This is a genomic window from Geobacillus sp. 47C-IIb (assembly GCF_014679705.1).
Lineage (GTDB): Bacteria > Bacillota > Bacilli > Bacillales > Anoxybacillaceae > Geobacillus > Geobacillus thermodenitrificans.
Genome location: NZ_CP061473.1, coordinates 235,491 through 260,460 on the forward strand (window position 1 = coordinate 235,491; position 24,970 = coordinate 260,460).

Annotated in this window: 19 protein-coding genes and 1 pseudogene; 2 read left to right on the top strand and 18 right to left on the bottom strand. The window is 44.0% G+C overall.

What is annotated here, in order from left to right:
• Positions 1-66 precede the first annotated feature (66 nt).
• A complete protein-coding gene (locus IC804_RS01185; RefSeq protein ID WP_008880081.1) occupies positions 67-1,674 on the bottom strand; it encodes a glycoside hydrolase family 43 protein in 1,608 nt (535 codons plus the stop codon).
• Positions 1,675-2,202: 528 nt separating this feature from the next.
• Between IC804_RS01185 and IC804_RS01190 the strand changes: the two are divergent.
• Positions 2,203-3,260, top strand: a pseudogene (locus IC804_RS01190) (IS630 family transposase).
• Positions 3,261-3,308: 48 nt separating this feature from the next.
• On the opposite strand, the gene IC804_RS01195 reads toward IC804_RS01190, so the two are convergent.
• Together IC804_RS01195 and IC804_RS01200 are read right to left on the bottom strand one after the other, a co-directional pair.
• Complete coding sequence (locus IC804_RS01195) at positions 3,309-3,971, bottom strand: SGNH/GDSL hydrolase family protein (RefSeq protein WP_008880080.1); 663 nt, start codon at positions 3,969-3,971, stop codon at positions 3,309-3,311.
• A gap of 22 nt (positions 3,972-3,993) precedes the next feature.
• A complete protein-coding gene (locus IC804_RS01200) occupies positions 3,994-4,788 on the bottom strand; it encodes a Nif3-like dinuclear metal center hexameric protein (RefSeq protein WP_081157668.1) in 795 nt (264 codons plus the stop codon).
• A gap of 515 nt (positions 4,789-5,303) precedes the next feature.
• Here IC804_RS01200 and IC804_RS01205 point away from each other — a divergent pair.
• On the top strand, positions 5,304-6,527 hold the full coding sequence (locus IC804_RS01205; RefSeq protein WP_029761247.1) for an endo-1,4-beta-xylanase: 1,224 nt from the start codon (positions 5,304-5,306) through the stop codon (positions 6,525-6,527).
• 203 nt (positions 6,528-6,730) lie between these two features.
• On the opposite strand, the gene IC804_RS01210 is transcribed toward IC804_RS01205, so the two are convergent.
• From IC804_RS01210 to IC804_RS01280, 15 genes are all read right to left on the bottom strand, one after another.
• Positions 6,731-7,372: a YesL family protein gene (locus tag IC804_RS01210; protein ID WP_008880077.1), complete on the bottom strand. Its 642-nt coding sequence runs from the start codon at positions 7,370-7,372 to the stop codon at positions 6,731-6,733.
• A gap of 79 nt (positions 7,373-7,451) precedes the next feature.
• Positions 7,452-8,297, bottom strand: a complete 846-nt coding sequence (locus IC804_RS01215) for an SDR family oxidoreductase (RefSeq protein ID WP_011887510.1) — start codon at positions 8,295-8,297, stop codon at positions 7,452-7,454.
• Positions 8,273-9,388, bottom strand: a complete 1,116-nt coding sequence (gene uxuA, locus IC804_RS01220; protein ID WP_081157503.1) for a mannonate dehydratase — start codon at positions 9,386-9,388, stop codon at positions 8,273-8,275. The genes IC804_RS01215 and uxuA overlap by 25 nt, the downstream gene beginning before the upstream one ends.
• Before the next feature lie 20 nt (positions 9,389-9,408).
• A complete protein-coding gene (gene uxaC / locus IC804_RS01225) occupies positions 9,409-10,812 on the bottom strand; it encodes a glucuronate isomerase (RefSeq protein WP_081157502.1) in 1,404 nt (467 codons plus the stop codon).
• A 41-nt stretch (positions 10,813-10,853) separates the two neighbouring features.
• Positions 10,854-11,552, bottom strand: a complete 699-nt coding sequence (locus tag IC804_RS01230) for a GntR family transcriptional regulator (protein ID WP_008880073.1) — start codon at positions 11,550-11,552, stop codon at positions 10,854-10,856.
• Between the two features lie 117 nt (positions 11,553-11,669).
• Entirely contained in the window at positions 11,670-12,320 is a 651-nt protein-coding gene (locus IC804_RS01235; protein WP_081157501.1) for a bifunctional 4-hydroxy-2-oxoglutarate aldolase/2-dehydro-3-deoxy-phosphogluconate aldolase, read from the bottom strand.
• A 17-nt stretch (positions 12,321-12,337) separates the two neighbouring features.
• On the bottom strand, positions 12,338-13,291 hold the full coding sequence (locus IC804_RS01240; protein ID WP_008880071.1) for a sugar kinase: 954 nt from the start codon (positions 13,289-13,291) through the stop codon (positions 12,338-12,340).
• A gap of 32 nt (positions 13,292-13,323) precedes the next feature.
• On the bottom strand, positions 13,324-14,844 hold the full coding sequence (locus IC804_RS01245) for a GH39 family glycosyl hydrolase (RefSeq protein WP_081157500.1): 1,521 nt from the start codon (positions 14,842-14,844) through the stop codon (positions 13,324-13,326).
• A 16-nt stretch (positions 14,845-14,860) separates the two neighbouring features.
• Entirely contained in the window at positions 14,861-16,915 is a 2,055-nt protein-coding gene (locus IC804_RS01250; RefSeq protein WP_008880069.1) for an alpha-glucuronidase family glycosyl hydrolase, read from the bottom strand.
• 15 nt (positions 16,916-16,930) lie between these two features.
• Positions 16,931-17,821 (bottom strand): carbohydrate ABC transporter permease, encoded by an 891-nt coding sequence (locus IC804_RS01255; RefSeq protein WP_008880068.1) that lies wholly within the window; start codon positions 17,819-17,821, stop codon positions 16,931-16,933.
• 14 nt (positions 17,822-17,835) lie between these two features.
• A complete protein-coding gene (locus IC804_RS01260; protein ID WP_190300646.1) occupies positions 17,836-18,786 on the bottom strand; it encodes an ABC transporter permease in 951 nt (316 codons plus the stop codon).
• Between the two features lie 131 nt (positions 18,787-18,917).
• Positions 18,918-20,561 (bottom strand): extracellular solute-binding protein, encoded by a 1,644-nt coding sequence (locus tag IC804_RS01265; RefSeq protein ID WP_190300689.1) that lies wholly within the window; start codon positions 20,559-20,561, stop codon positions 18,918-18,920.
• A gap of 550 nt (positions 20,562-21,111) precedes the next feature.
• The gene (locus IC804_RS01270) at positions 21,112-22,107 is read right to left on the bottom strand and encodes an endo-1,4-beta-xylanase (protein WP_081157505.1); all 996 of its coding nucleotides are present in this window, start codon (positions 22,105-22,107) and stop codon (positions 21,112-21,114) included.
• A gap of 2 nt (positions 22,108-22,109) precedes the next feature.
• Complete coding sequence (locus tag IC804_RS01275; RefSeq protein ID WP_081157504.1) at positions 22,110-24,227, bottom strand: glycoside hydrolase family 52 protein; 2,118 nt, start codon at positions 24,225-24,227, stop codon at positions 22,110-22,112.
• A 110-nt stretch (positions 24,228-24,337) separates the two neighbouring features.
• Positions 24,338-24,964, bottom strand: a complete 627-nt coding sequence (locus IC804_RS01280) for a polysaccharide deacetylase family protein (protein WP_081157497.1) — start codon at positions 24,962-24,964, stop codon at positions 24,338-24,340.
• Between the last annotated feature and the right edge of the window lie 6 nt (positions 24,965-24,970).

A 24,970-nucleotide genomic window follows, 5' to 3' on the forward strand; every position in this document is an offset into this window, starting at 1 on the left:
ATGACTTGTGCTAGTTTTTATTATAACGCTTTCATATTTGTTTGTCTATCATATAAACAAAGTATTCTATAACTCTTTGTACAAAAAGTAGTCAAAATCCGCGTAATTGTTTTGCCCGGAACCGTCCCGGCAATGCATGCCCACAAACGCCCCGGTAAACGCAGCATTGCTTTTGATATAGTCGTCTGATAGTTTATATGATTCAAAGGTGACAGGAATCTCCTTCCAATCCACCCCGTCGAAAGAATACGAATATTTGTACGTGGTCATTTGTACGTTGACTCGTAAATACACATACTCGACATCATCGGGGACAACAATTTCTCGGCCGCGCAAGGGCTGTTCAACCACAAGATGGTCGCATGCCATTAATTCGAGGATCCGTCCTTTTTCCTCATGCCATGTCAATTGCAGCGTTGTCCAGTTTTGCGTATTATAGTAGTTCACTAGCCCAGCCGATTGTTGGATGGTCGTTGGACGAAACGCAACTTTCGTTTCCGCTATGAAGTGAAAATGCTGCCATCGTCTAGCGACAAACGCCTGTGTAAATCGGGAAGTCAGCGATTCTCTTCCGTATAGCCGCAAATGTCCCGGACGGGCTTTTAAGGTGGCGATGTCTTCTCCTAAAGGAATTCGTAATGTTTGAAAATGGTGGTTTAATGTATCGCCATCAAAATCATCTTTTTCATCGTAATCTCTTTCCCACGGAACTTCCTCAACGTTCGGCCCGTCGATTTCTAACGAAGGCCCGTTTCCTCCGACTACATAAGGCCATCCATCTTTCCATTCAAGCCGCTGAATCGCTGTTTCACGTCCGAGCGGGCAATAGCCGCGGTGATCCAATAGCGGCTGTCCTTCTCTTGGCAGCGGCCGGCCGGTTAGATGCACAAGAAACCATTCATCTGTATGAGTATGGACAATCGAAGCATGACCAGCCTTTTGCAGCGGGTTGCGCGGATAAGGCCAAGACGTAATCAACGGATTTTCCGGATGCACCTCATACGGACCATACAGTGACGCTGATCGGGCAATCGTTGCCGCATGGTTGTACCGCGTCCCCCCTTCCGCCGTCAGTAAATAATAATAACCGTCGATTTTATACAAATGTGGTCCTTCTGTAATTCGTAGGTCCGTTCCTTTGAAAATGATCTTCGGCTCACCAATCAATTTTTTCTGTTCAACACTGTATTCTTGAAGTACAATACCATAAAATGGATGATGTCCCACTCGATGATCCCAATACATGTTCACTAAATATTTTCTTCCGTCCTCATCATGAAATAAAGACGGGTCAAACCCAGAGCTATTCAAATAAATGGGATCGGACCACTCGCCATCGATCGTATCACACGTCACGAGATAGTTATGACCATCCTTCCACTGGCCTTCGACGACTTTCACATCCGTATAAATGAGCCAAAACTTCCCGTCGCTATATGACAGGTGCGGAGCCCAAATCCCTCCAGAATCTGGGTTTCCAATCATATTTAATTGACTTAACCGGTTTAATGGACGCGCTACTAAACGCCAATTCTTTAAATCTTTCGAATGGTAAATTCTCACCCCCGGGAACCATTCAAACGTCGAAACGGCAATGTAATAGTCATCTCCCGCCCGGCAAATGGACGGATCGGGATGAAAACCAGTTAAAATGGGATTTTTAATTTTGACCATGTCTAACCCTCCTAAAAAGATAGAATGTCACTTTTTCGAAGAATGGCATACATTTACACTTTATTTTTTGTCGGCCAACACTTGTTAGGCCAACAATTTGACTACATTGGACAATATCCCAATCTCAGGGTCTGAAATTCTATCCAATCCCCGTCTTGGAGGGGAAACTCGTTAGACAGAATAATCAATGCCGTCAAACTCTCAAACAAAAATCCAGTATTCCCTTTCCTAACGATTTTGGCAACCGTATGAGCGCAATGCATGCTCTGAACTGGTTAACTGTTAATGAAATCTTCCCATATTCATTCAGCCACTGATGCAAGTCCTTTCTAATTGCACGGGATTTTCTTTTTGATGAATAATGGTATTTTAGTAACCTTAAACATCAATATATGCACCTCATCTTTTATTTTTTTATCAACCTGGTTTTATATATATGCTCATTGAAAAGTTAACCTTCGTATAAGTGGTTCCCACTCCGGTTATACTGCTCCTAAGGAAAAGCATGGAAAAGGAGCGGAATTCTGCATGAAACGTCTCAAAATCACCAACGATCACGGATGGACACCTCGGACACTTCGCAAACAGGAACGGAAAATCAAAAACACCCTTCTTCGCCAACGGGTGATGGCGGTTCGCCTGGTCATGGAAGGCTATTTGGGCAAAGAGGTGGCCTCCATGGTCAACGTGTGCCGAAAACCGTTTCCCATTATGTGTCGCTGTTCAACGAAGGCGGTCTGGAGCTCTTGCTTCATCGGGATTTCGCCCCCGGGCGGGAGCCGTTTCTCACCGAAGAACAGCAGGAAGAGATCAAACAGCTTGTGTTGACCACCACTCCCGTAGAACTGGGCTGGGACGTCGCTTCGGCGTGGAACACCAAACTCCTGCAATCCTATGTCGAAAAGCACTTCGGTGTTTGCATTTCCCGCGAAGCGTTGCGAAAACTCCTGCACCGCAAAGGGCTGTCGTGGACACGGCCGACCTACACATTGGCGAAAGGCGATCCGGATCGACAAAAGAATTTTGAGAAACAGATCGACTTCATAAAAAAAAACTTAATGGATCCTGATTCGGTCTTGTTGTACCTTGATGAAACACATATCCGCTCTTACCATGTCTTGCGGTCCACATGGTCGGAAGTCGGCCGCCAAAAACAAGTGCCGACGTTCGGCCATCATGCCCACGTATCGCTGTTTGGCGCGGTCAACATCCACGATGGCGAAACGGTGCTTCATCAAACGACCGCTGCCAATGCCGCGACGTTCTTGGATTTCTTGAGAATGCTCAAAGAGCGCTATCCGGACCGTCTCATGGTCTTGGTGTTGGATAACGCCCGCATTCACCATGCCAAAATGGTCAAGGAGTTTTTGCGGGAAGAAGGGCAGTGTTTTCACTTTATTTACCTTCCTCCCTATTCGCCACAGCTGAACCCGATCGAACGCTTATGGAAATGGCTGAAAGATACGGTGATTGCCAATGTATTTCACAAGGATCGCAACGATATCATTCAAGCCATTACTCGGTTTGTCAACTACATCCACGAACGTCCGGAGGAAGTGCTGCAGCGCTTAGGGTGTGCAGGATGACTGAGAAGTTAACTCTTCATGTTGCATGTATATAGACTAGTCCTTACTTCATCCATTGGATTTGTTCCAATCAAAACCGATGGCGTTCAAAAATGCTCTTGCCAGAATCATATGTCCGGCAACAGACGGATGAACGCGATCCCAAGCCAATGCCGCCGGATAAAGTGTCTTTAATACCTTGTTAAAAGCGGCTTGGGTATCAACGAATATACTATCTGTTTCTTCAGCAATTCGCTTGACAGCGAGACCATACTGATCCATTGTCCGGCGCATCGAATCGTGTTCATTCCCTTCTATATAAAACGGGGTCATAAGGATGATTCCTGTAACGAGCGGCTTTGTTTCAATGACAAGACTACGGAGCGTTTCTTCGTATTCATCTAAGTATACATGCTTTTCTTTAATGAATGGCAAATCGTACTGTCGCCAAACATCGTTAATTCCAATCATGATCGATACCCAGTCCGGTTTTTGAGCAATCACATCCTCCTGCCATCTTGCTTTTAAATCTCGAACCGTATTGCCGCTAATTCCTTTATTCACCACTCGAATCCCCAGTTCTGGATAAACCGCCTGCAGAAGCCCGTCCACATACGCGACATATCCAGTTCCCAGCGCTCCAATCCCCCCTTCTCCTTCTGGTTTAGCCCGGCCACAATCCGTAATGGAGTCGCCAATAAACAGCAATTTTTCTCCTTTGCCAAGTATCATTGTTCTCCCTCTCCTTGATCAATTACATGAAATGAAAAAGTGGTTTTTCTGAAATAAAATGCACAGGAATCGTGGGAAACATTTCTCTTAACTTTTGAGCCAAATATCTCATGCCAGGCTCTTCGCTTTCTGCATGCCCTAGCACCACTAACACCTTTCGTTTTCCTTGATGCACGGCGTCTCGAACATATTCCGGCGTTTCCCATTCCGGCCCTTCCCCATAAATGATCGCATCAAGCTTCTCTTTTTCAAACAACGGGATCGTCAAAGATCCGTGGCCACGATATCCTGCCAGCAACCCTATGCGGGTACATATAGTCGATAAATCTCCAGCAACCCGTATAAATGAAATACTTAATCTCTCTTTCACATACTTCACCATATCCCTTGCTAATATCCGAGGAATCGTTACAATCGTAGCCGCTGATTGGTACTCAGAAACATACGACTCCCATCCCAAAGCACGAACTAAACCAACCATAATCCCATCCGGTTGATATCGGTGCCATTGGTCGTGAAAACGATAAATCGCAATGCCTGACTCACAAATCAAGCGAACCTTTTCCTGATACACTGGATCATTTTTCATTGTTTCAGCATCGCCAGCATGACTATAAAACAATCCTTCATGAGAGATGAGAAGATTTGCCCCCGCTTGAACAGCTTGTTCAATGACACGATACGTAGGCATGAAACTGACCGCAATCCCCTTTACTTCCATGCTTGAATCACCATATTTAAGCGTATCCACAGTAGGAGAACGGGTCTCTACGCAAGCTGTTAATCGTTCCATCACAGTTTGCACAGTAATAGCCATCGTTCTATTCCCTTCTGAAATTTGAATAGATTCAATCGATTCCATCTGTTTAAGTATGTTGATTATATAAACTAATTTTATAAAGAATTTTTCAAACTTTCAAGTGTTTGTATACTATATGGTAGGCAAGATCAATTGCTACTTCTCTCCGAGTCCAACTTTCAACGTAATCTACGTCATGATTTATGTTTCTTCCTCTTTGTTGCAAAGGTTGATGATCGAATAAATAAGCCCTCTAGCTCCGACTTTTACAGTTAAGGAAGATTAATAAAAGCCCTTTCTTAGATATTTTTATAAATTTTAAAAAAATAACAAAACTTAGTATATTTAATTGATAAACCAAGATGGCGTTGTTAAAATAAAATCAGGTCAACCTCCCTACAAACATCTTCTTCTCGCGATAAGACACCTTCCCATTACAGGTTGGAACAATGAAAGGAAGGGAGTGATAAGCGCTTTCTGTTTTTTATGTTGTTTGGCTATGAATCATAACTATACAAGGAGGAGACAAAATCATGTTGAAAAGATCGCGAAAAGCGATAATAGTTGGATTCTCATTTATGCTGTTGCTCCCTTTAGGGATGACGAATGCATTGGCAAAAACTGAACAATCATACGCTAAAAAGCCTCAAATCAGCGCATTGCATGCCCCACAATTGGACCAGCGCTACAAAGATTCATTCACTATTGGTGCGGCTGTTGAACCTTATCAGCTACTAAACGAGAAAGACGCACAAATGCTAAAACGCCATTTTAACAGCATTGTCGCTGAGAATGTTATGAAGCCGATTAATATTCAACCGGAAGAAGGAAAATTCAATTTTGCTGAGGCGGATCAAATCGTTCGGTTTGCTAAAAAACACCATATGGATATCCGTTTCCACACGCTCGTTTGGCATAGCCAAGTACCTCAATGGTTCTTTCTTGACAAGGAAGGCCAACCAATGGTCAATGAAACGGACCCTGTGAAACGCGAACAAAATAAACAGCTGTTATTAAAACGGATCGAAACCCATATTAAAACGATTGTCGAGCGGTATAAAGATGACATCAAATATTGGGACGTTGTAAATGAGGTAGTCGGGGATGATGGAGAATTGCGCGATTCCCCATGGTATCAAATCGCTGGCATCGATTATATTAAGGTAGCGTTCCAAACAGCGAGAAAATATGGCGGCAACAAGATTAAACTTTACATTAATGATTACAATACGGAAGTTGAACCAAAGCGAAGCGCTCTTTATAACTTGGTGAAACAATTAAAAGAAGAGGGCATTCCCATTGATGGTATTGGCCATCAGTCCCACATCCAAATTGACTGGCCTTCTGAAGAGGAAATCGAAAAAACGATTATCATGTTTGCCGATCTAGGGTTAGACAACCAAATTACTGAGCTGGATGTGAGCATGTACGGCTGGCCGCCGCGGGCTTACCTGTCGTATGACGCCATTCCGGAGCAAAAGTTTTTGGACCAAGCGGATCGCTATGATCGATTGTTTAAGCTGTATGAAAAACTCAGCGATAAAATCAGTAACGTCACCTTCTGGGGCATCGCCGACAACCATACGTGGCTCGACAGTCGAGCGGATGTTTACTATGATGCTGATGGGAATGTGATTGTAGACCCGAAAGCCCCATATACGAGAGTGGAAAAAGGGAATGGAAAAGATGCGCCATTTGTGTTCGACCCCGAATACAACGTAAAACCTGCGTATTGGGCTATTATCGATCATAAGTGAGGCTTATCACAAATTGAAAGAAGGGTGTCTCAAAAGTAATGAGACACCCTTCTTTATGACTATATATACGTGATGAACAATTCCAACAAAACAATATCCTATATTCTTCCTCGAAAAAGACGCTCCTTTGGCTCAGTCCATTTTTCAATATATGCGTCAAACCTCTTCATAATGGTATACCTGTATTTCACCGGAAGATGATGTTATTTTCCTTGTTGCCATATCGCCTGTTTTTCTTCCATTTTTCGAAACACACGCAATGCGCTTCCCATAACAACCAATGCCGCCAAACTGATACTGAAAAATGGAATTAAACCCGGGATATACATCAAGATGAGAAACAGTATTCCCACACTAGCCAACATGATAAGTGTCATAAGCGGATTGGCCATTCCAATCATAAAAGCATACTTCATATATTGCCAAAAACGCAATTCGTAATGCACATAAATAGGAAACACATACAGCAACATCACCATATAAAAGAGAAAAATAATGAGCAAAGCGACAGAAAACGGAAGTTTCCATTCTGGCGGAACATGAGCGAGATAGATGATATCAATATAGAAAATATACGCTATCGCCATAAGCAACAGCCCAATCCGATTCGCTCTCCAAAATTCACACTTATATGTACGGGCAAACGTTTTCAGCACTGGAATCTCTGTATCATGAAAAAATATCCATTTCCTTATAATTGTAAACAGCGCCACTGTCGCTGGAGCGATCCCGAAGATCACCAGCCCGATGATAGTAAAAAAAATCCATAACAAATTAACGTATGCGAGCCTTGTAATCCATTCGCAGATCCGATAGAGCTTCCCATCCACCAAACCGGTACGCATAACTCATCCACCTTTGATTTCTTTTAAAATTAGTATATCATAAGACAAAAAAAGAAGGGAGACTTTGTTTATTCTCCCTTCAAACTCCGGCATAAGCCAAAAAGCCGCCGTCAACAGGAACAACCGCCCCAGTGACAAACCCACTTGTCTGAGAATCTACCAGCCAAAGAAGTGTCCCCAATAAATCTTCCGGTTTGCCTAACCGCTTCATCGGTGTATGGGATAAAATTTTCTCTGTTCGTTCTGTATACGATCCATCTGAGCGTTTGAGAAGATGTTCGTTCTGCTTCGTTAAAAAGAAACCTGGCGCGATCGCATTGACACGAACTCCAACTTCGGCCACGTGTACAGCCAGCCATTTCGTGAAGTTTTCGATCCCTGCTTTAGCTGCGCTGTATGCCGGCACTTTCGTCATCGGCCTTGGGGCGCTCATCGAGGAAATATTGATGATAGTCCCTCCCCTACCGATCATCTGTTTCAGAAATTGTTGCGTCGGAATGATGGTCCCAAGAATATTTAAGTCAAAAACATAAGAAAACCCTTTTGCCGTTAAGTCAAAAAACGTTGTCATCTCTCGATTTTCAAGATCGTGCGGCTCCAATATTTCCTTTGTCGTTATCCCTTGTGGATGGTTGCCACCCGCTCCGTTAATCAAAACATCGCAAGGTCCGTATACTTCTGCCACTGTTTCCGCAGCCTGCCTGACACGACCGGCATCAAGTACATCACATTGAATGGCTAACGCCTCTCCCCCTTGTTCAACAATCTCATTCTTGACTTTTTCCGCTTTCTCCAATGTTCGATTTAAAATCACTACTTTCATCCCTTGGCGGGCGAGCTCTTTTGCCATGCAGCTGCATAGCACCCCACCTCCACCTGTGACGACTGCTACTTTTCCTTTTAAACTTGGATGGATTGGGAGCATGTTTTGTCTCCTTCCCGTTTTCTTTTCTCATTTTCCAAACTATCCCAAATACCTAACAAGTACATAATGCCAAGCGCCCGATCATACAGTCCATAGCCCGGGCGAGCTTGTTCCCCCCAAATCATCCGGCCGTGGTCTGGGCGAATGTATCCTTGAAAATCCGATTCGTGTAACACTTTTACGATTTCACATATATTCAATGAACCATCACAGCTGCGATGGGATGTTTCCTCAAAATCGCCATTCGTATGAATTTCAATATTGCGTACATGGACAAACGGCACTCTCCCCATACGCAAAAAATAACGAAAGATGTCTGGAATATCGTTGTCCGGATTCGCACCGAGTGAGCCAGAGCATAGCGTCAGTCCGTTCGCTGGGCTATTGACCATATTGATAATTTTCTTCAAGTTTTCTTTATTTGTTACAATCCGCGGCAGTCCAAACACTGACCACGGTGGATCGTCAGGGTGAATCGCCATTTGGATGCCACATTCCTCCGCGACCGGAACGATTTGCTCCAAAAAGTAACGCAAATGGTCAAGCAAATCATCCTCCGTTACTCCTTTATATAGAGCGAAAAGCGGTTTAATCGTTTTCAATCGTTCCGGCTCCCATCCCGGAAGCAAAAAACCATTCGCTCCGTTTTCAATGCGGCGGATCATTTCCTCGGGGTCAATTTGTTCAACTTTTTGCTTCTCATAAGCAAGCACTGTTGAACCGTCAGGCCGTCTTTTCGCCAAATCAGAACGAGTCCAGTCGAAAATCGGCATAAAATTATAACAGATCACTTTCACTCCGGCTTTCGACAAGTTGCGAATCGTTTGTTTATAGTTTTCGATATACCGTTCCCGCGAAGGCAGGCCAAGTTTAATATCTTCATGAACGTTGACACTCTCGATCACCTCGAGGTGAAATCCGTTCTTATTCACTTGCCGCTTTAATTCCAATATGTCTTCTAGTGGCCATACTTCCCCGACCGGAATGTGATACAAAGCTCCTACAATTCCTTCTACTCCTGGAATTTGACGGATATGAGCCAATGAAACCGTATCATAATCCTTACCAAACCAGCGAAATGTCATTTTCATTGTGGTCTCACCTCCCCCGTTCACGATAAATCAAAATACTGTTTCGCATTGAAATAACATATATCTTGGACAATTTTCCCTAAAAAGGCATAATCTTGCGGTGCCTCTCCTTTTTCAATCCACGAGCCGATTAAATTGCATACGATTCTGCGAAAGTATTCATGACGCACATAAGATAAGAAGCTTCTCGAATCGGTTAACATGCCAACAAATGTGCTGAATACTCCCACATTGGCCAGATCATTGAGATGGCGTATTATGCCATCCTGATGGTCGTTAAACCACCAGGCTGCCCCAAATTGGACTTTCCCTTTTACCCCTTCTGATGGAAAGTTGCCGATCGTTGATGCAACAATATAGTTATAAGCAGGGTTTAATGTATACACAATCGTTTTTGGCAACTGACCGTCACGTTCCAATCGATTGAGAAAAGCGTTTAACGGCTGGGCAAAGAAAAAGTCGTTAATCGAATCATACCCAGTATTCGGCCCAAGCTGTTGGAACATCTTTTGATTGGTATTTCGAATCGAACCAATGTGCAGCTGCATCACCCAACCAAGAGAATAGTATAAACGGGCTAAGAAACATAAAGTGAAAGTTTGATATTTTTCTTCCTCCTCTCGGCTAAGGGCAAATCCTTCTTTTCTTTTTTGAAAAATGACCCTCGCCTCATCCAAGGTGCATTCAGCGTACGGCATCGATTCAAGACCGTGATCGGCCATCCGGCATCCTGCCTCATGAAAATAACGAACTCGATTTTCGAGCGCTTGCAATAGTTGGCCATAATCGTCGACCGATAGGTCAGCCACTTCCCCTAGTTTACTTACGTAATCCAAGAAAGACGGCCGATTGATTTCGATAACGGCATCAGGCCGAAACGATGGCACAACCTTGATCGAAAATGACGAGTCTTGGGCGATTTTTTTATGATCCATTAGGTCATCGAGCGGATCATCCGTCGTCCCGATCCACTCCACGTTTGATTGAATCATGAAAGAACGGGCTGAATATCCTTCTTGTTGGAGCAACTCGTTGCAATGATCCCATACTTCCTTCCACGTCTGCTCATTTAAGAGGACACCGACTTGGAAATAGCGCTTCAACTCTAAATGCGTCCAGTGATAAAGTGGATTCCCAATGCAATACGGCACCGTTTTCGCCCATGCTTGAAACTTTTCCTCAGGAGAAGCGCTTCCTGTAATATATTTTTCTTCTATCCCCAACGCCCGCATCGCCCGCCATTTGTAGTGATCTCCTTCGAGCCAAAGCTCTGTCATATCATGAAACCGTCGGTCCTCGGCAATCTCTTTCGCACTTAAATGGCAATGGTAATCAATAATCGGCAACGATTTGGCATAGTCGTGGTACAACACTTCGGCATGTTTATTTTGCAGCAAAAAACGATCATCAATGAACGGCTGCATCGTTTCTCCTCTCCCTTCACGTCAATGGGATTTTTAGCCACTTAAACAAAGTAATGCGGATATTGCCTTTTCAACATATCTTTTTCAATCTCAACAAGCCGCAAATGTTCCTCCATCACTTGACGCACCTTATCTGCTTCCTTATTCGCAATCAATTGGCAAATTTGCTTATGATGAGAAATAATAATATCCCAATCTAAATTTGAAGAGAGTCGGAGCACACGCAAACGATTAAAATGAATGTTTAAATTTTGAATCATTTTCCATGAACGAGACATACGGCATCCGTCATAAATAAGCTGATGAAACGCTTCATCCAGCTCAAAAAGTTCAAGGAAGTTCCCTCTTTCGACACATAACTCTTGCATCGTAATATTTTTTTCCAACTGAAATAAATGATCCTCGCGAAACTTTACGCACGCTAAAGCAGCTACTTCCTTTTCAACGACCTCACGAATCAATCGTCCTTCTTCCACATATTCCAAATTAATACGTGAAACAATCGTTCCACTTTGAGGAATAATATCAAGCAACTCATCTTGCGCCAGTTTTAAGAACGCTTCCCGCACTGGAGTACGGCTAATATGGAGCTGTTCGGCAATTTCTTTTTCTGAAATTTTCGTTCCCGGTTCCAGCTCAAGCCGTAAAATCTTTTCCTTCAACATGTCATACAACTGGTCACGTGCCGAACCTCTGACAGAATTTTTAATTTGTTGGCTTTGTTGAGCAGAAAAAATCACCTTTTGATTCTCCTTTTTTATATACTAGTATGGTAGAAACAAGCTTCGTTCGTTATATACTGTTTCTTTTTTACAAATGTAATAAAAGGAATATTTCCTGTCAAATTTCTCTACGGTCTACGCATGCATTTCCTCTTTCCGTTCCTTTTGTATGATTGAAACAAGTTCGGTAGCCCGTTGGGTAATGGCTTCTAATTCATCGGCCGCCCACCCGTGTTTGACATTCACTAACGAGCCTCCAATACCAGCCACATCTGCCCCTGCTTTTATATACTCTCCGACCGTTTCTCGGTTTATCCCTCCTGTTACCATTAGAGGAATATGAGGGAGCGGATCTTTTAAACTTTGAATATACTTTGGCCCAAAGACATGAGCCGGAAATATCTTCACCATATCAGCCCCATGTTGAAACGCAGTGACGATTTCTGTCGGCGTCAGTCCACCGGCAATACTTATAGCTTGATGCTGTTTTGTTACCTTAATCACATCGACAGAGAGTGACGGTGAAACGATAAATCGTGCTCCCGCAAAAATAGCTTGCTGCGCTGTCTCGGAATCAAGCACCGTCCCAGCTCCGATAAGCATATCGTTTAATTCATTTGTAGCCTTTTCCAGTGCTGCTAGGGCTTCAGTGGTTTCCATCGTAATTTCAATGATTGGAATCCCTCCCTGACGCAGGGCAAAGGCAATTGGGAGAATATTGTCCACTGTCGCGCCACGGACAACAGGCACGATGCCAATTTTTTTGATCGTTGTCAATACATCCATAAAGATCTTCCTCCTTCTTACCGGGTGACATCTTCCCCTTGGCGGTCAATGAGCCGCTTTACTTCATCCCTCTCCGGCATCCCGTCCACATCGCCTTCAACCATCGTTACTAGCGCCCCGACTGCATTCCCCCGTCGGACAGCCTCGGTCAGACTGAGTCCATCAAGCAATCCAGATAACAATCCAGCTGCAAATCCGTCACCAGCACCGACCGGATCAATAATCTGCTCAACAGGAAATCCAGGAACATATTCATTTGCACCGCTTGTAAAATAATGTGCTCCGCTTGCACCAAGTTTAATGACAACAAGCGATGCGCCAGCATCGAGCAACCGTTTCCCCCACTCTTCAATCGATCGATCACCGAACAAAAACGCAGCTTCACTAACCCCAGGGAGAACGATATCCGATTGAACAGCAATACGAAGAAGCATCTCTCTCGCTTCATTTGCTTCGCGCCACAGCTTCAAGCGCAAATTCGGATCAAAGACAATTTTCACTCCGTGACGGCGAGCCATGGCAATTGCCGCCAAAATCGTTTCTTGGCAGCTCCTGCTTAGCGCTGGAGTAATCCCGGTAATATGCAAATACTTCGCCTTAGCGATATATTCCTCATCCAAATCATTAGGCGTCAACCGGCTTGCCGCCGATCCCCGGCGATAGTAATACACCCTAGTATCGCCTGGACGTCTTTTTTCCTTAAAGTAAATACCGGTTGGCGCTTCCAGATCGGCTTTCACCTGGCTGACATCCACGCCTTCACCTTGCAGAAAAGACAAAATCGCTTTCCCGAACTCATCGTCTCCCACTTTGCTAATCCAACCGACTCGATGGCCTAAGCGGGCAAGGCCGACAGCCACATTCGATTCCGCACCGCCGATTTGTCTTGTAAAGGTGATCGCCTGCCTCATGAATCCACCGCTTGTCGGTGTCAATACGGCCATCGATTCCCCAATCGTGACGACGTCCATCTCATCCCTCCGCTGCAACGATTTGTTGTATATCATTCAGATGAAGAATACGATGTCATTTCACTATCATCTAAGCCGATATAGGTGCTTGTTTCATCCCGAACCTGCTCAATCTCGATTAACGTCACTTCATTTTTTGTTAGAATAATAGATAAGTGAATCATGCCGTCTGTTGCCTTTCTCTGCTCTGTCATCACATGAGGCTGCGCTACTTGTCGAAGCGTTTCCACTGCTTGTCGATTCGGAAAGCGAGGCCGCCCCATCTGCTTCCAGACCCTCCACGGGTTCCCGTACTGTTCATTAACCGTTTGCCGTTTGATAAATGCGATTGAAGAAAACGGAACTGGGACGACGAGTTGCACTTCTTTTGTAAATCCTCCTCCTTTTTCCATTACTAAATTCCAAATCACCGCGGCAATCGATCCATCTTTTCGCCTTGTCACAATCATCTCTGCATCCCGGTACAACACTTCGTCGCCTAGCGCATTAAAGAACATAAACGTGTGAAACGTCGGTTTTGGAATCGAATGAAGCGCTACTAAACCGAATCCACCGTGGAACAATGCTTTCGGAACTTCCATCTCCTCAAATACATCACTGAACGTCCAATACGAAAACGAGTCAACGTACTCTCCACCCTCGCTCAAAATACGGGCGATGTACGCGGCATTGAGCGCTGTGTCATGAATCGGGTTAATCGGACTGTAAGATGTATTATATTCCGTAATATGCAATGGCAAATGCGGGAAAGGCGACTGACGGATTAGCGCGCGAACCGTTTTGAACTGCTCCAACATATCCTCAGGCGGTTCGAGCTCTTGATAGTAATACTCAAACGTTTTTTTATGCGGTGCCTTCGATGTATAAGCATGACGGCTGACAAAATCAACAGGAACCTCCCGTTCGGCACAGAAATGGAGAAAGTCCGTAATCCATTCATCACTTCCTCCGCAAATGGCTGGTCCCCCTACTTGCAGATATGGATCTACACTTTTTACCGCTCTTGCTGTTATTTCATACAGCTTGAAATACTCTTCCTTATCAGCGTCTTTCCAAAAGTTTACTAAATTCGGTTCATTCCATACTTCAAACGGCCACGTTCGCACTTCCTCAACTCCATATCGCTCCACGAAATGAGAAACGACCGCTACAATGAGGTCACGCCACTTGTTATAATCGTTTGGAGGCGTAACGTTACCTTTCCAATAAAAAACGGTTTGATCTCCCGATGCAAGCGCGTTTGGCATAAATCCAAGTTCAATAAACGGCCGGATATTCAAAGCTAAATACGAGTCAAAAATTCGATCGATGTACGTAAAGTTGTAAAACGGCCGGATTTCCCCGTTGATTTCGACTTCCCGATAAATTCCGACATCATCGGAGAGCAAACCATGGCCGCGGATGTATTGAAATCCGATTTTCTCTTGCACGAGCTTTAAGTGATCAAGATATTCCTTTTGCAAGGCAAGACCCAGTCGCCCAGTACCAACACAAAACTTCCAGTTCTTTTTAAATCGCATTTGCCCGCTATTTGGCACTTTCACGACCTTCATCCGCTCCCCCTCCTATTCATCGATAAATTTTCCGCCCATATTGGTCAGCAATCCCCGACTTACGGTAAAAGTATGTGTTGATGACATCTCTCCATTCTTTGGCATGCTCAATTTGAAGAATGAGTCGATTTAACACATCAGTGTACCGTTTTTCATCAATTTTTCCTTTTAGCTGTTCCCACCGCTCCTTTAACCGCCTTGCTTGTTCCACCCCATCAAAGTGGGTGTTATAAATATGTTGGATCACTGTTTCGCCTGATTTTAACCGATGAGTATATGGAACATGATGGAAAAATAAGAGCAACTCATCAGGACACGTATCTAACGATTCATACATAGCTGCATTCTCTGGAAAGTATTGCGCTGTATACCCTGTCCCCGTCGCAACCGTCCGGTCTACTCCGATTCCATCACGGTCAGCATAGTGGTACGTTCCCCAGTGTGAGTATTCATATCCATCCACATTCGGTCCATAATGATGTCCCGGATTCACCATCCAACCAACACCGAGCGGAGCGGTATAGCTTTCGTAAATTCGCCACGAATCTAGCAACATCTGGCTGATCTGTTCGACCACTTGCGGATCATCTCCAAACGTTTGCACAATCCATTCACTCGTAATCTCTTCGGTCGACAAATCTGGATTCCAAGCAAGTCGCCCAAACCCGTATAAGTTGGCTTGCGCCAATGTATGCCCGGTCCAGTTCGGATCATCACCAATATTTGACACCCCGACCATCCCACTATATCGATAACCAAATAGCGAGCCGCCAATCACCTTCTTCACTTCTGAACCTTTTCCTTTAGCATACGTATCAAATTCCAGCACCTCTTTCCATTGTGGAACGAGGTAGCATAAATGCTTTTGTTGACCGGTATATTCTTGAGTGATTTGCACTTCTAGAATTTGATTCGTTTTCGGCATGGCTCCGAATAACGGAGAAACTGGCTCCCTTACTTGAAAATCCATTGGACCGTTTTTAATTTGCAAGATGACATTCTCATGAAACTGTCCATCTAACGGCTGAAAGTGATCATATGCCGCTTTCGCCCGGTCAGTTGTCCGGTCACGCCAATCTTGCTGACAGTTATAAACAAAACATCTCCACACGACAATACCACCAAACGGTGCCAATGCTTCTGCCAGCATGTTTGCTCCCTCGGCATGGTTACGTCCATATGTAAACGGGCCAGGTCGAAACTCAGAATCTGCCTTGACTACAAAACCTCCAAAATCAGGGATATAGCGGTAAATGCGTGCAACGGTCTTCTTCCACCACTGCTGTACATTTGGATCAAGAGGATCCGCGGTCGAAAGCCCTCCGATCTCTATAGGGCTGGCATAGTTAATGCTCAAAAACAGTTTGATGCCATACACCCGAAAAATATCAGCCACTTTCGCCACTTCTGGCAGCCACTCTTCCGCAATTAATTTTGTCTCTAGTTGGTGAACGTTCACATTATTGATCGAAATGGCGTTAATACCAACTGAGGCAAGCAACCGGGCATAATCTTTGATCCGCTGTTTTTGTTTCACAAACTGACCATCAGCAAAGAAAACCGACTGTCCCGCATACCCGCGTTCTATGCTGCCATCCATGTTGTCCCAATGATTGATCATTCGCAATTTATTTTTTGGTTGCTCAACGATCGACAAATTGTGTACATTCTTTTTCATTTGCAACAGACGGAGGAAATGAAACACCGCATACAACACACCTTTGTCTGTCTTCCCAGCAATGTAGATACGTGATTGTCCATCGTGGACATCTGATCGGATGACATACCCTTCTGGATGAATAAGTGCTGCCCTCTCCCTGTCGAGCGATTGCTGTTTTAGCTCCTCATCGTCAAGTGTTCCAAGCCAAATGAAGCTTGTTTGTTTCATCTCTGGCACCACCTGCGGCTCGAGGCCTAGCATCGATGTAATACCAATTCTTAACTCTTCCACCGCAGCGCCGAAGATCGGAGACTCTCCTTTTGCTACGATCGTTGTAAACACCAATTGATTATCTTTATACTTATCATTTTGCACATATCTTAGCCAGCAAGGTTCGTATTCCGTTGGCATGTTCACTTCCCCCTCTTATTCTTTTTCCGCTCCTAAGACAATCCCCTTGACAAAGAATTTTTGTACAAATGGATAAACGGCTAGCATTGGCAACGCAGCAATAAAAATTTGTGCTGCTTTCACTGTTCGTTCGGACAAGTTTTGTAATGTCTCTGCATCAACACTCATTTTAGTAAAGTCTTGTTGGACAATAATCGTTTGCAAAAAAGTGGACAACGGATAATGCTTGACATCGGACATATAAATTATGCCGTCAAACCATGAATTCCAATGGAATACCATTGTAAAGAGTGAAATCGTCGCAATCGCTGGCACAGAGATTGGTAAATAAATTTTCCAGAAAATCGTGAAGTGATTTGCCCCATCCATTAAAGCAGCTTCCTCAAGCGATTTCGGCACCGATGTACGGAAAAAGTTAATAAGCAAAATTAAGTTGAACGAGCTGACCGCAGACGGCAAAATGAGCGCCCAAATCGTATCAGTCAATCCGAGCTTTGTCACAACCATATAGGTCGGAACAAGCCCACCATGGAACAGCATAGTAAAAACGAAAAACCACATATAAATTTTTCGTCCACGAAATGCTTTGTCGCTTTTGGATAACGGATAAGCTGCGCACAACATGACTGCCATGGAAATGGCTGTCCCTAATACGACCCGTAAAAAGGAATTCCAGAGGGAGCGCAAAAAGTTTTCGTTCCCGATCGTTTTTTCGTACGCATCAAGCGTAAAATCGACTGGCCAAAGCCCGACAAGATTGGCCGTTGCTGCTGCACTGCCGCTAAAAGAAACAGCTAAAATATGAATAAGAGGCAAAATACAAAGCAAAGCAGCAACCGTTAAAAAAGTATAGTTAAAAATAGTAAATATTTTGTAGGACAAGCTTTTTTGATAATGATGATGCATATGCCTCCCCTCCCTTAAAAAATTTTATAGTTAGCATACTTATAGGCGAGACGATATCCTGTCACTACTAAAATAAAGCTAATGATCGATTTAAATAACCCAATGGCCGTCGCATAGCTAAAATCCCCGTTTAAAAGACCGACGCGGTAAACGTACGTATCGATAATATCACCCGTTTTGTAAACGAGTGGGTTGTACAAGTTTAAAATTTGATCAAACCCCGCATTTAAAATGTTTCCTAACGATAAAGTCCCCACAACGATGATAATCGGCAACATGGAAGGCAAGGTAATGTAAATGGTTTGCTGCCAACGATTCGCCCCATCAACAATTGCAGCTTCATACAATGATGGATTAATTGAAGTAAGAGCAGCTAAAAACACGATCGTATTAAACCCACATTCTTTCCAAACATCAGTCACGACAACAACTGTGCGAAACCAATCATTATCACCGAGAAAGAAAATCGGCTCAACACCAAATAATGCCGTCAGCACGCGATTGACCATGCCCCCTTCTGGGGAAAGCATATCAATCAAAATACCGCCTAAGATAACCCAAGACAAAAAATGCGGTAAATAAACGATCGTCTGGACAGTCCGTTTAAACTTCATTACATATATTTCATTCAGTAGTAAAGCGAACGCAAGCGGTATGGCAAGATTAAAAATGATTTTCAAAGTGGAAATTACAAGTGTATTCCATATCACTTGACGGGCATCTTCATATTCAAACATCGTTTTAAAATGTTCAAGGCCAACCCAAGGTGAATGCAAAAAACCAAGCCACGGCTCATAATCTTGAAATGCCATCACTAATCCGAACATTGGAATGTACTGAAAAATGAATACAATGACAAGGGCTGGAAGCAACATCGTATGCAACTGCCATGTCCCTTTCAACTTCCATTGTTTCCGCGTTCCAACCGCCGCTGTTTGCTGTTTTAGATCTACTGTCGGCTGCATTATTTCCTCCCCCTTTCTCTTCGTTCAAAGCGCATTTCCCAAGCATACCCATGTTAAGAAAAGATAGGTGCAGACACCGATTGTCATAATGGATTATGCCAACCATGTCCGCACCGCTATACCATGCTCTTTTACTTTTCTCCTTTCACTGATTGATACCATTCGTTCACTTCTTTTGTAATCTCTTTACCGCCAGATTCTTCCCACTTTTTCACGAAATCATCAAATGCACTGAGAGGAGCCCGGCCATAAATAATGTTGGCAAACGTCTCACGCTCCATTTTCGTTAGGAATTCAAAGCGTTTTTGCATTGTTTTTGTCGGCGGTCCAGTAAATTCATTTTCGATGCGGTATTGGTTTTGCTGATTAACAATTGTTGCTGCTTTCATGTAAGAATCGCCTTGAGAAACAATTTTTGTATAGTCGTACGCATTCTTAGCATCGCGTTTTGTTGTATACAATTCTTCTGCTAATTCGTAAAGCATGTACGGAACAGTCGGGATATCTTCTATGATAAAATACTTTCCTGGATCGATTTTTCCTCCAGGAATTTGATCTACATCATAAACAGGCTTTCCATCTTTAATGACATAATCATAACCTTCAGCCAATCCATACTCGAAATATGTCGAATCATTGTAAATGTAGCCATAAATAGCATCTAAGTATTCAAAAAACTTATCCATATGTTTAAAATCTTTACTAAACAAAAACATTCCCGTGACAAGCCCTTCACCGCGCCGCCCAATTTTGCCGTCTGGGCCGCTTGGTAGCGGATATGGCTCAACTACAGCCCCTGGATTATTTTTCAATGCATCTGTGATCGGCCAGCCAGCTGCCCAAGGCGGGGCGGAAATAATCCCAGACTTCCCGGCAACAAAGCTTTCAATTGCCGTTTGTTCATCTAAAATACCTACTTCTTTATCTAAATATCCCTTTTTATACCATTCATTCAATTTTTCTAGAGCCTTTTTCATAGACGGTTGAACGGAACCATAGACCAAAGAACCATCTTCTCCTTTTGACCATGAACCGGGCACATAATTGCCGTAAGCGCCGAAAATAAAGCTGCCATCAGCAAGCCATGTCGCCAAGCCATTTTTGCTGGCTAGCGTTAAGCCGATCGTATCCTTTTTTCCGTTTCCATCCGGATCTTTGTTGACAAACGCATCCATAATTTTTTCAAGATCTTCGATCGTTTTTGGTGGCTGGAGTCCTAACTTGTCGAGCCAGTCTTTGCGAATCCAAAGCAAGGAGTCAGAGCCATTTCCTCCAGAGAACCGTGGAATCCCGTAACGTTTCCCATCTACCGTAGCCGGATAAAACGCTTCCGGAAATTTCTCATAAATCTCTTTTAATCTGGGTGATGCATATTTCTCAATAGCTTCATCAACTGGCATCACTTTCCCAGAACGGATTAAATCGTTGATTAATTGCCCATCGGACACTTTAAATACGTCAGGCAACTTTTGCCCTGATGATAAAGCCAAACGGATTTTGTTGTTGTATTGTTCATCATTTGGAACAGTCCAAAGCGTTTCCCATTTGATGCCTAACTCTTTTTCCGACCACTGTGTAATCGGGTTATTATTAAGATCTTCCCCATCACGAAATTTTGTATCATCTTTTAGCGTACGCACGGTTGTAATAGTAACTTTTCCATCTTTCGACTCGCTAGAGCTGCCTGATGAAGCTGATTCGTTGTCTGTACATCCCGCAAGCACTCCAGCTGTCAGCACGGTTACCGTTAAAGTGGTAAAAACCTTTTTTAACACCTTTCTCCCTCCAATCCCGTTTTCTAAATCCCCCTTACTCGCAACCACCATAAAGAAAAACGATATCGGTCTCTCTCTAAATAAATCCCCCCTTTCAAGCCTTAGATAGTAAGCGGTTTCAAACGAAATATTAATAAATTTAACCGAAGGCCCTGCTTTCCTGTGGTGTTTTTCAAATGGAGAAATATAGCAACTTTCCTTTTGGATGAATTGTACGCTAGCTAAAGGGATGGCCGTTTTTCACTAGCCTTGTAAACAACCTGCTTTTTTCTCTTTTGGTCATACAAATTTGATTATCGGTCACAAAATTAACATTCTAGTATACTAGTTTGGAAATAATATCTCCTAGTTTCGAAAAGGGCAAACATACCGTCTTACATAAAATTTGATTACTAGTAATACTAGTATACCTGTTTTATTTTGATTATAACGAAAAATCTTCCCTAATTCAACATTTTTCTGAAAGTTCCTTAATTATTATGGAAGAGGGGAACTAAACTCTATTTTCTCCCCTCTTCGCTATATAGTATGCTTTCAAAGCAACTAGAAGTTAGATACTCGCCACTCTCCAAAAAGCTGACTTCGGTTCGTGTTGTTCATCAAACAAAAATGGCCAGTTTTTTCTCCCTTGCACCGGAAAGTGATCGAGCCACGTATAGTCATCGGCCATTCCCCAAAATGTTACACTTTCAATTACGTCACGATACTCCTTGAATAGAGTGAAAATTTGTTCGTACCGCTCTGCCTGTCGTTCGATCATTTCGTTTGTAGGGGCAGCTAAGTCCTTGCGATGGTCGTGAAATTCAAACATAGATACATCAAGCTCCGTAATGTGAAGAACCACATCGAGAGACGCATATCGTTCAATGGCTGCTCGAATTTCGTCCAATGACGGGCGCGTCAGGCTCCAATGCGCCTGCATACCGATGCCGTGAATGGGAATCCCTTTGTCTCGCAAAGATTTAACTAGTGTATAGATCTTCTCGCGTTTTTTCGGAAAACATTCATTATAATCATTGTAAAACAACAACGCGTCTGGGTCGGCTTCATGAGCACAGAGAAACGCCTGTTCAATAAAATCGTCCCCAATGATTTGGCGCCACTTCGATGAACGCAACCATTCGCTCCCCTCGTCAGCCACCGCTTCGTTGACCACATCCCAGCAATACACTTTCCCCTTGTACCGCCGTACAACTGCGGAAATGTGGGACTTCATCCGCTCAAGCAACACATCCCTGCTGATGAAATGACCTTGACCATCCTGAAACACCCAATCCGGCGTTTGGTTATGCCATACGAGCGTATGCCCGCGAACCGCCATGTGATGGGAACGAGCGAAATCGACGATTCGATCGGCGATGTCAAACGTGAACCGCCCTTCTTCCGGCTGAAGGTGTTCGAACTTCATATGGTTTTCGGCTGTAAGGCTGTTGACGTGGCTAATCAACAGCTGTTTTTGTGATTCAATGGTCACCGGATTAACTGCCGCTCCAATGCGAAAGTCATTCGCAAATACTTCACGGAGGGAGGGGAGCGATTGACTCACGCTCATTCCCCCTCCTCAAGCCATAAAATGCTTGTCACGCCGCGCGGATAATATTTGCTGGCTTTAATTTCACCAGCGATGATTTGGTCACTCCAACTCCAAATCGAAAGCGTTGGATGAGTAAGCCATGCAACATGGGCAGCATCGGCCCGTTTGCCTTGTTCGTCCCACTCCCAACCTAACAGATGGCGGGCGATAAACTGGCATAAGTAAATTTTGCTCAGCCACGAGTTGTTGCTCGTTGAGGAAATCTTCCATCCTCCATCCGGGAACAAACAAATTCCTTCCCGAAGCACATAACGCAAATGAGCGTTCAAGGCTTGAATATATTCTCCGAAGCGGCCGTCTTTGTTTAACGCCTCATGACAATTAGTGAAATAAGGGAACACAAGCCCCTCGATAGCTGGGATGATTTTGGAGTCGTTTCCTTCTCCCATGACAGCCGGGATGTACCCATCATCAGTCACATAGCTGACGATTGTCGCCGCACATTTTTCTGCCTGCTCTCCCGCCAGCGCGGCCAATTCTTCCTTGCCGACATCATGGAATAATTTCTCAAGCGCTACATAGGCTGCCCAACATTTACCTGCTAAATATAAATTGTTGCGGGCTTGGCCGAGGGAAACGTCCAAACTGTCATACGTCGTAATTTCCGCTCCGCCCATCGTGCGAGTACTATCCAATCCCATAATGCCATTCCGTTTTTCCGGATCGGGATGATCGCGGCGAACCATGCTTTCTAGACACTGTTCTAAGATGGCAAGCCGCTTGTCGCGCCATGCCCAGTCTTTGGTTTGTTCAATGTACACCGCAGCGCAAAGCACCCAGTTGACGAGCTGTTCGTGCGTCATATGCGAGAAGCAACCGCTAAGGCCATATAGCTCGTATGACGAGTGGTGCGGGCGCAAGAACGTATTCGCTACTCCCATGTCATGAGTAAAACTGATGCCACCCGGATATTCTGTCTCTTCTCCCGGAAAACGAACACCATCCTCGTAACTATAGCGTTCGACATATAAGTCAAGGACATTTTTCACCGTCCATGGATTCATCTTCAACTCAAAAAACAGTTGGTCGACGGTCAAATCAAACGTATTCATCATGCGGTACTCGCCTTCGTTGACAACCCAAATCGGCTTTCCTTCATGCTCAAGCAGCTGTGTATTGCCGTAATAACTGCGAATGGCATGCGCCATCATAAACTTTTGATCATCGGAGAGCCATTCTTTTTCAATGAGTTCGTTCGAACGAAACGATTGCTCCTTCAGCACTTCTGCCTTCTCTAACGCATAAAGGCCGACTTCCTCAATATTATTAAAGAAACGAGTATAGAAATAAGAAGTATCCATTCCCGCTGTCACGTAACCGCCACGATAAAAACAAACAGCAAACTGATACGTTTTCTTTTCACCCGCTGGAACATCGACAATTAACGCACCGACTTTTCCAAGCCCAAACGTCCAGTTTTCTTCGAGCTGCGCCGTTAAAATATCTTCCATACTAAAATGCAACGCGGAGCGAACATCCTCGTCTTTGGAAACGATGCCAACAATTCGCCCTTGCCCAACTCCGCGCAGTTGCGGGCATGTCTCATCGATTCGCCGCATCGAAGTATACGGATCGGTGCCTTCGAACCCGAAAAACGCCCGCCGTGCTCTCGTTCCATTTGTATTATCAATCTTCATCTCAACGATTACAGCTGGAACCAACGCCAGCTTGAGTGCTTCCTCGTCCGCGGTTTCCGGATCTGGCACCGCTTTTACAGGAGAATAAATCGTAAACGTTAAATCTCCAGCCTTCCATGTATCTGTTGCCACATGAAATTCGCGTTGAATCTCCTCTTTGGCAAACGGGATTAAAATGTTCGGTTTTTGCGGATTCGGGTCGGGATTTTCAATGTCATACCGTTTACTTTCATCTTCTCCCGATGTCTCCCAAAATGGTAGAACGTGATATAATCCCGATTCATGTAACGATTCTACGCCAATAAATACGTTTTGCCGCGGTGGACGGGCGAGTTCGAGATCCAATCCCCCGCTTTTTCCCGGAAACCCTAATGTGAAGCTGGAAAACGCTCCAACCGGTGAATGGTGGGCGTTAAAAAATAGATTGTTTGGCATAATCATTTTTCTCTCTCCTTTTCTCCTCTTTATCCTTTTATCACGCAAACAGCATCATTTTAATAGCAATCGATAGAATGTTAATTTGGTAGAGGGATCACCTAGATTATTTAATCCATCGTCTGCAACTGTAATAACTCGCTGATGGTGACAAATTCATATCCTTGCAACCGCAACTCTGAAACGAGTATTTTAACAGCTTGGATCGTTTGCGAACGATCCCCAAATCCATCATGGAAAAGCAGGATGCTTCCATTTTTTATATGATTGCGGGTCTTCTGAACAATATAATCGACACCAGGTTGCTCCCAGTCTAGCGCATCAGTATTAAGAGCACCAATCATCTTATAGCCGAAATGATGGCACATTGAGATAACGGTTTCATTATAGTCAAGATAGGGTGGACGGAAGATAACAGCCTTTCTCCCAGTCATAGCAGCAATCATTGCATCCGTTCGCTCCATCTCTTGCAAGCAGTCATCTTCATCTAAAGAGGTCAGTCTAGCATGCGAATACGTATGATTGCCAATTTCATGCCCCTGTAATTTGACAGCTTCTACAATTTCGGGATGTTCCTCCATATGACGCCCAATCATGAAAAAGGTCACCTTTCCCGCTATCTTCTCAAATATATCTAGCACCTTTAACGTATAAACCGGATTTGGTCCATCATCGAACGTTATGGCGACCACCTTGCGAGGCGTCTCAACATGTTCAATCATTTCCAATCTAGACATGCCATC

Coding starts and splice junctions, on each gene's coding strand:
- IC804_RS01260 (WP_190300646.1), bottom strand. CDS start 18,786: ATGCAGCCGACAGTAGATCTAAAACAGCAAACAGCGGCGGTTGGAACG.
- uxaC (WP_081157502.1), bottom strand. CDS start 10,812: ATGCAGCCGTTCATTGATGATCGTTTTTTGCTGCAAAATAAACATGCC.
- IC804_RS01215 (WP_011887510.1), bottom strand. CDS start 8,297: ATGCTCCCAATCCATCCAAGTTTAAAAGGAAAAGTAGCAGTCGTCACA.
- IC804_RS01245 (WP_081157500.1), bottom strand. CDS start 14,844: ATGAAGGTCGTGAAAGTGCCAAATAGCGGGCAAATGCGATTTAAAAAG.
- IC804_RS01275 (WP_081157504.1), bottom strand. CDS start 24,227: ATGCCAAACAATCTATTTTTTAACGCCCACCATTCACCGGTTGGAGCG.
- IC804_RS01280 (WP_081157497.1), bottom strand. CDS start 24,964: ATGTCTAGATTGGAAATGATTGAACATGTTGAGACGCCTCGCAAGGTG.
- IC804_RS01210 (WP_008880077.1), bottom strand. CDS start 7,372: ATGCGTACCGGTTTGGTGGATGGGAAGCTCTATCGGATCTGCGAATGG.
- IC804_RS01205 (WP_029761247.1), top strand. CDS start 5,304: ATGTTGAAAAGATCGCGAAAAGCGATAATAGTTGGATTCTCATTTATG.
- IC804_RS01185 (WP_008880081.1), bottom strand. CDS start 1,674: ATGGTCAAAATTAAAAATCCCATTTTAACTGGTTTTCATCCCGATCCG.
- uxuA (WP_081157503.1), bottom strand. CDS start 9,388: ATGAAAATGACATTTCGCTGGTTTGGTAAGGATTATGATACGGTTTCA.
- IC804_RS01235 (WP_081157501.1), bottom strand. CDS start 12,320: ATGGATGTATTGACAACGATCAAAAAAATTGGCATCGTGCCTGTTGTC.
- IC804_RS01240 (WP_008880071.1), bottom strand. CDS start 13,291: ATGGACGTCGTCACGATTGGGGAATCGATGGCCGTATTGACACCGACA.
- IC804_RS01200 (WP_081157668.1), bottom strand. CDS start 4,788: ATGGCTATTACTGTGCAAACTGTGATGGAACGATTAACAGCTTGCGTA.
- IC804_RS01195 (WP_008880080.1), bottom strand. CDS start 3,971: ATGATACTTGGCAAAGGAGAAAAATTGCTGTTTATTGGCGACTCCATT.
- IC804_RS01250 (WP_008880069.1), bottom strand. CDS start 16,915: ATGCCAACGGAATACGAACCTTGCTGGCTAAGATATGTGCAAAATGAT.
- IC804_RS01255 (WP_008880068.1), bottom strand. CDS start 17,821: ATGCATCATCATTATCAAAAAAGCTTGTCCTACAAAATATTTACTATT.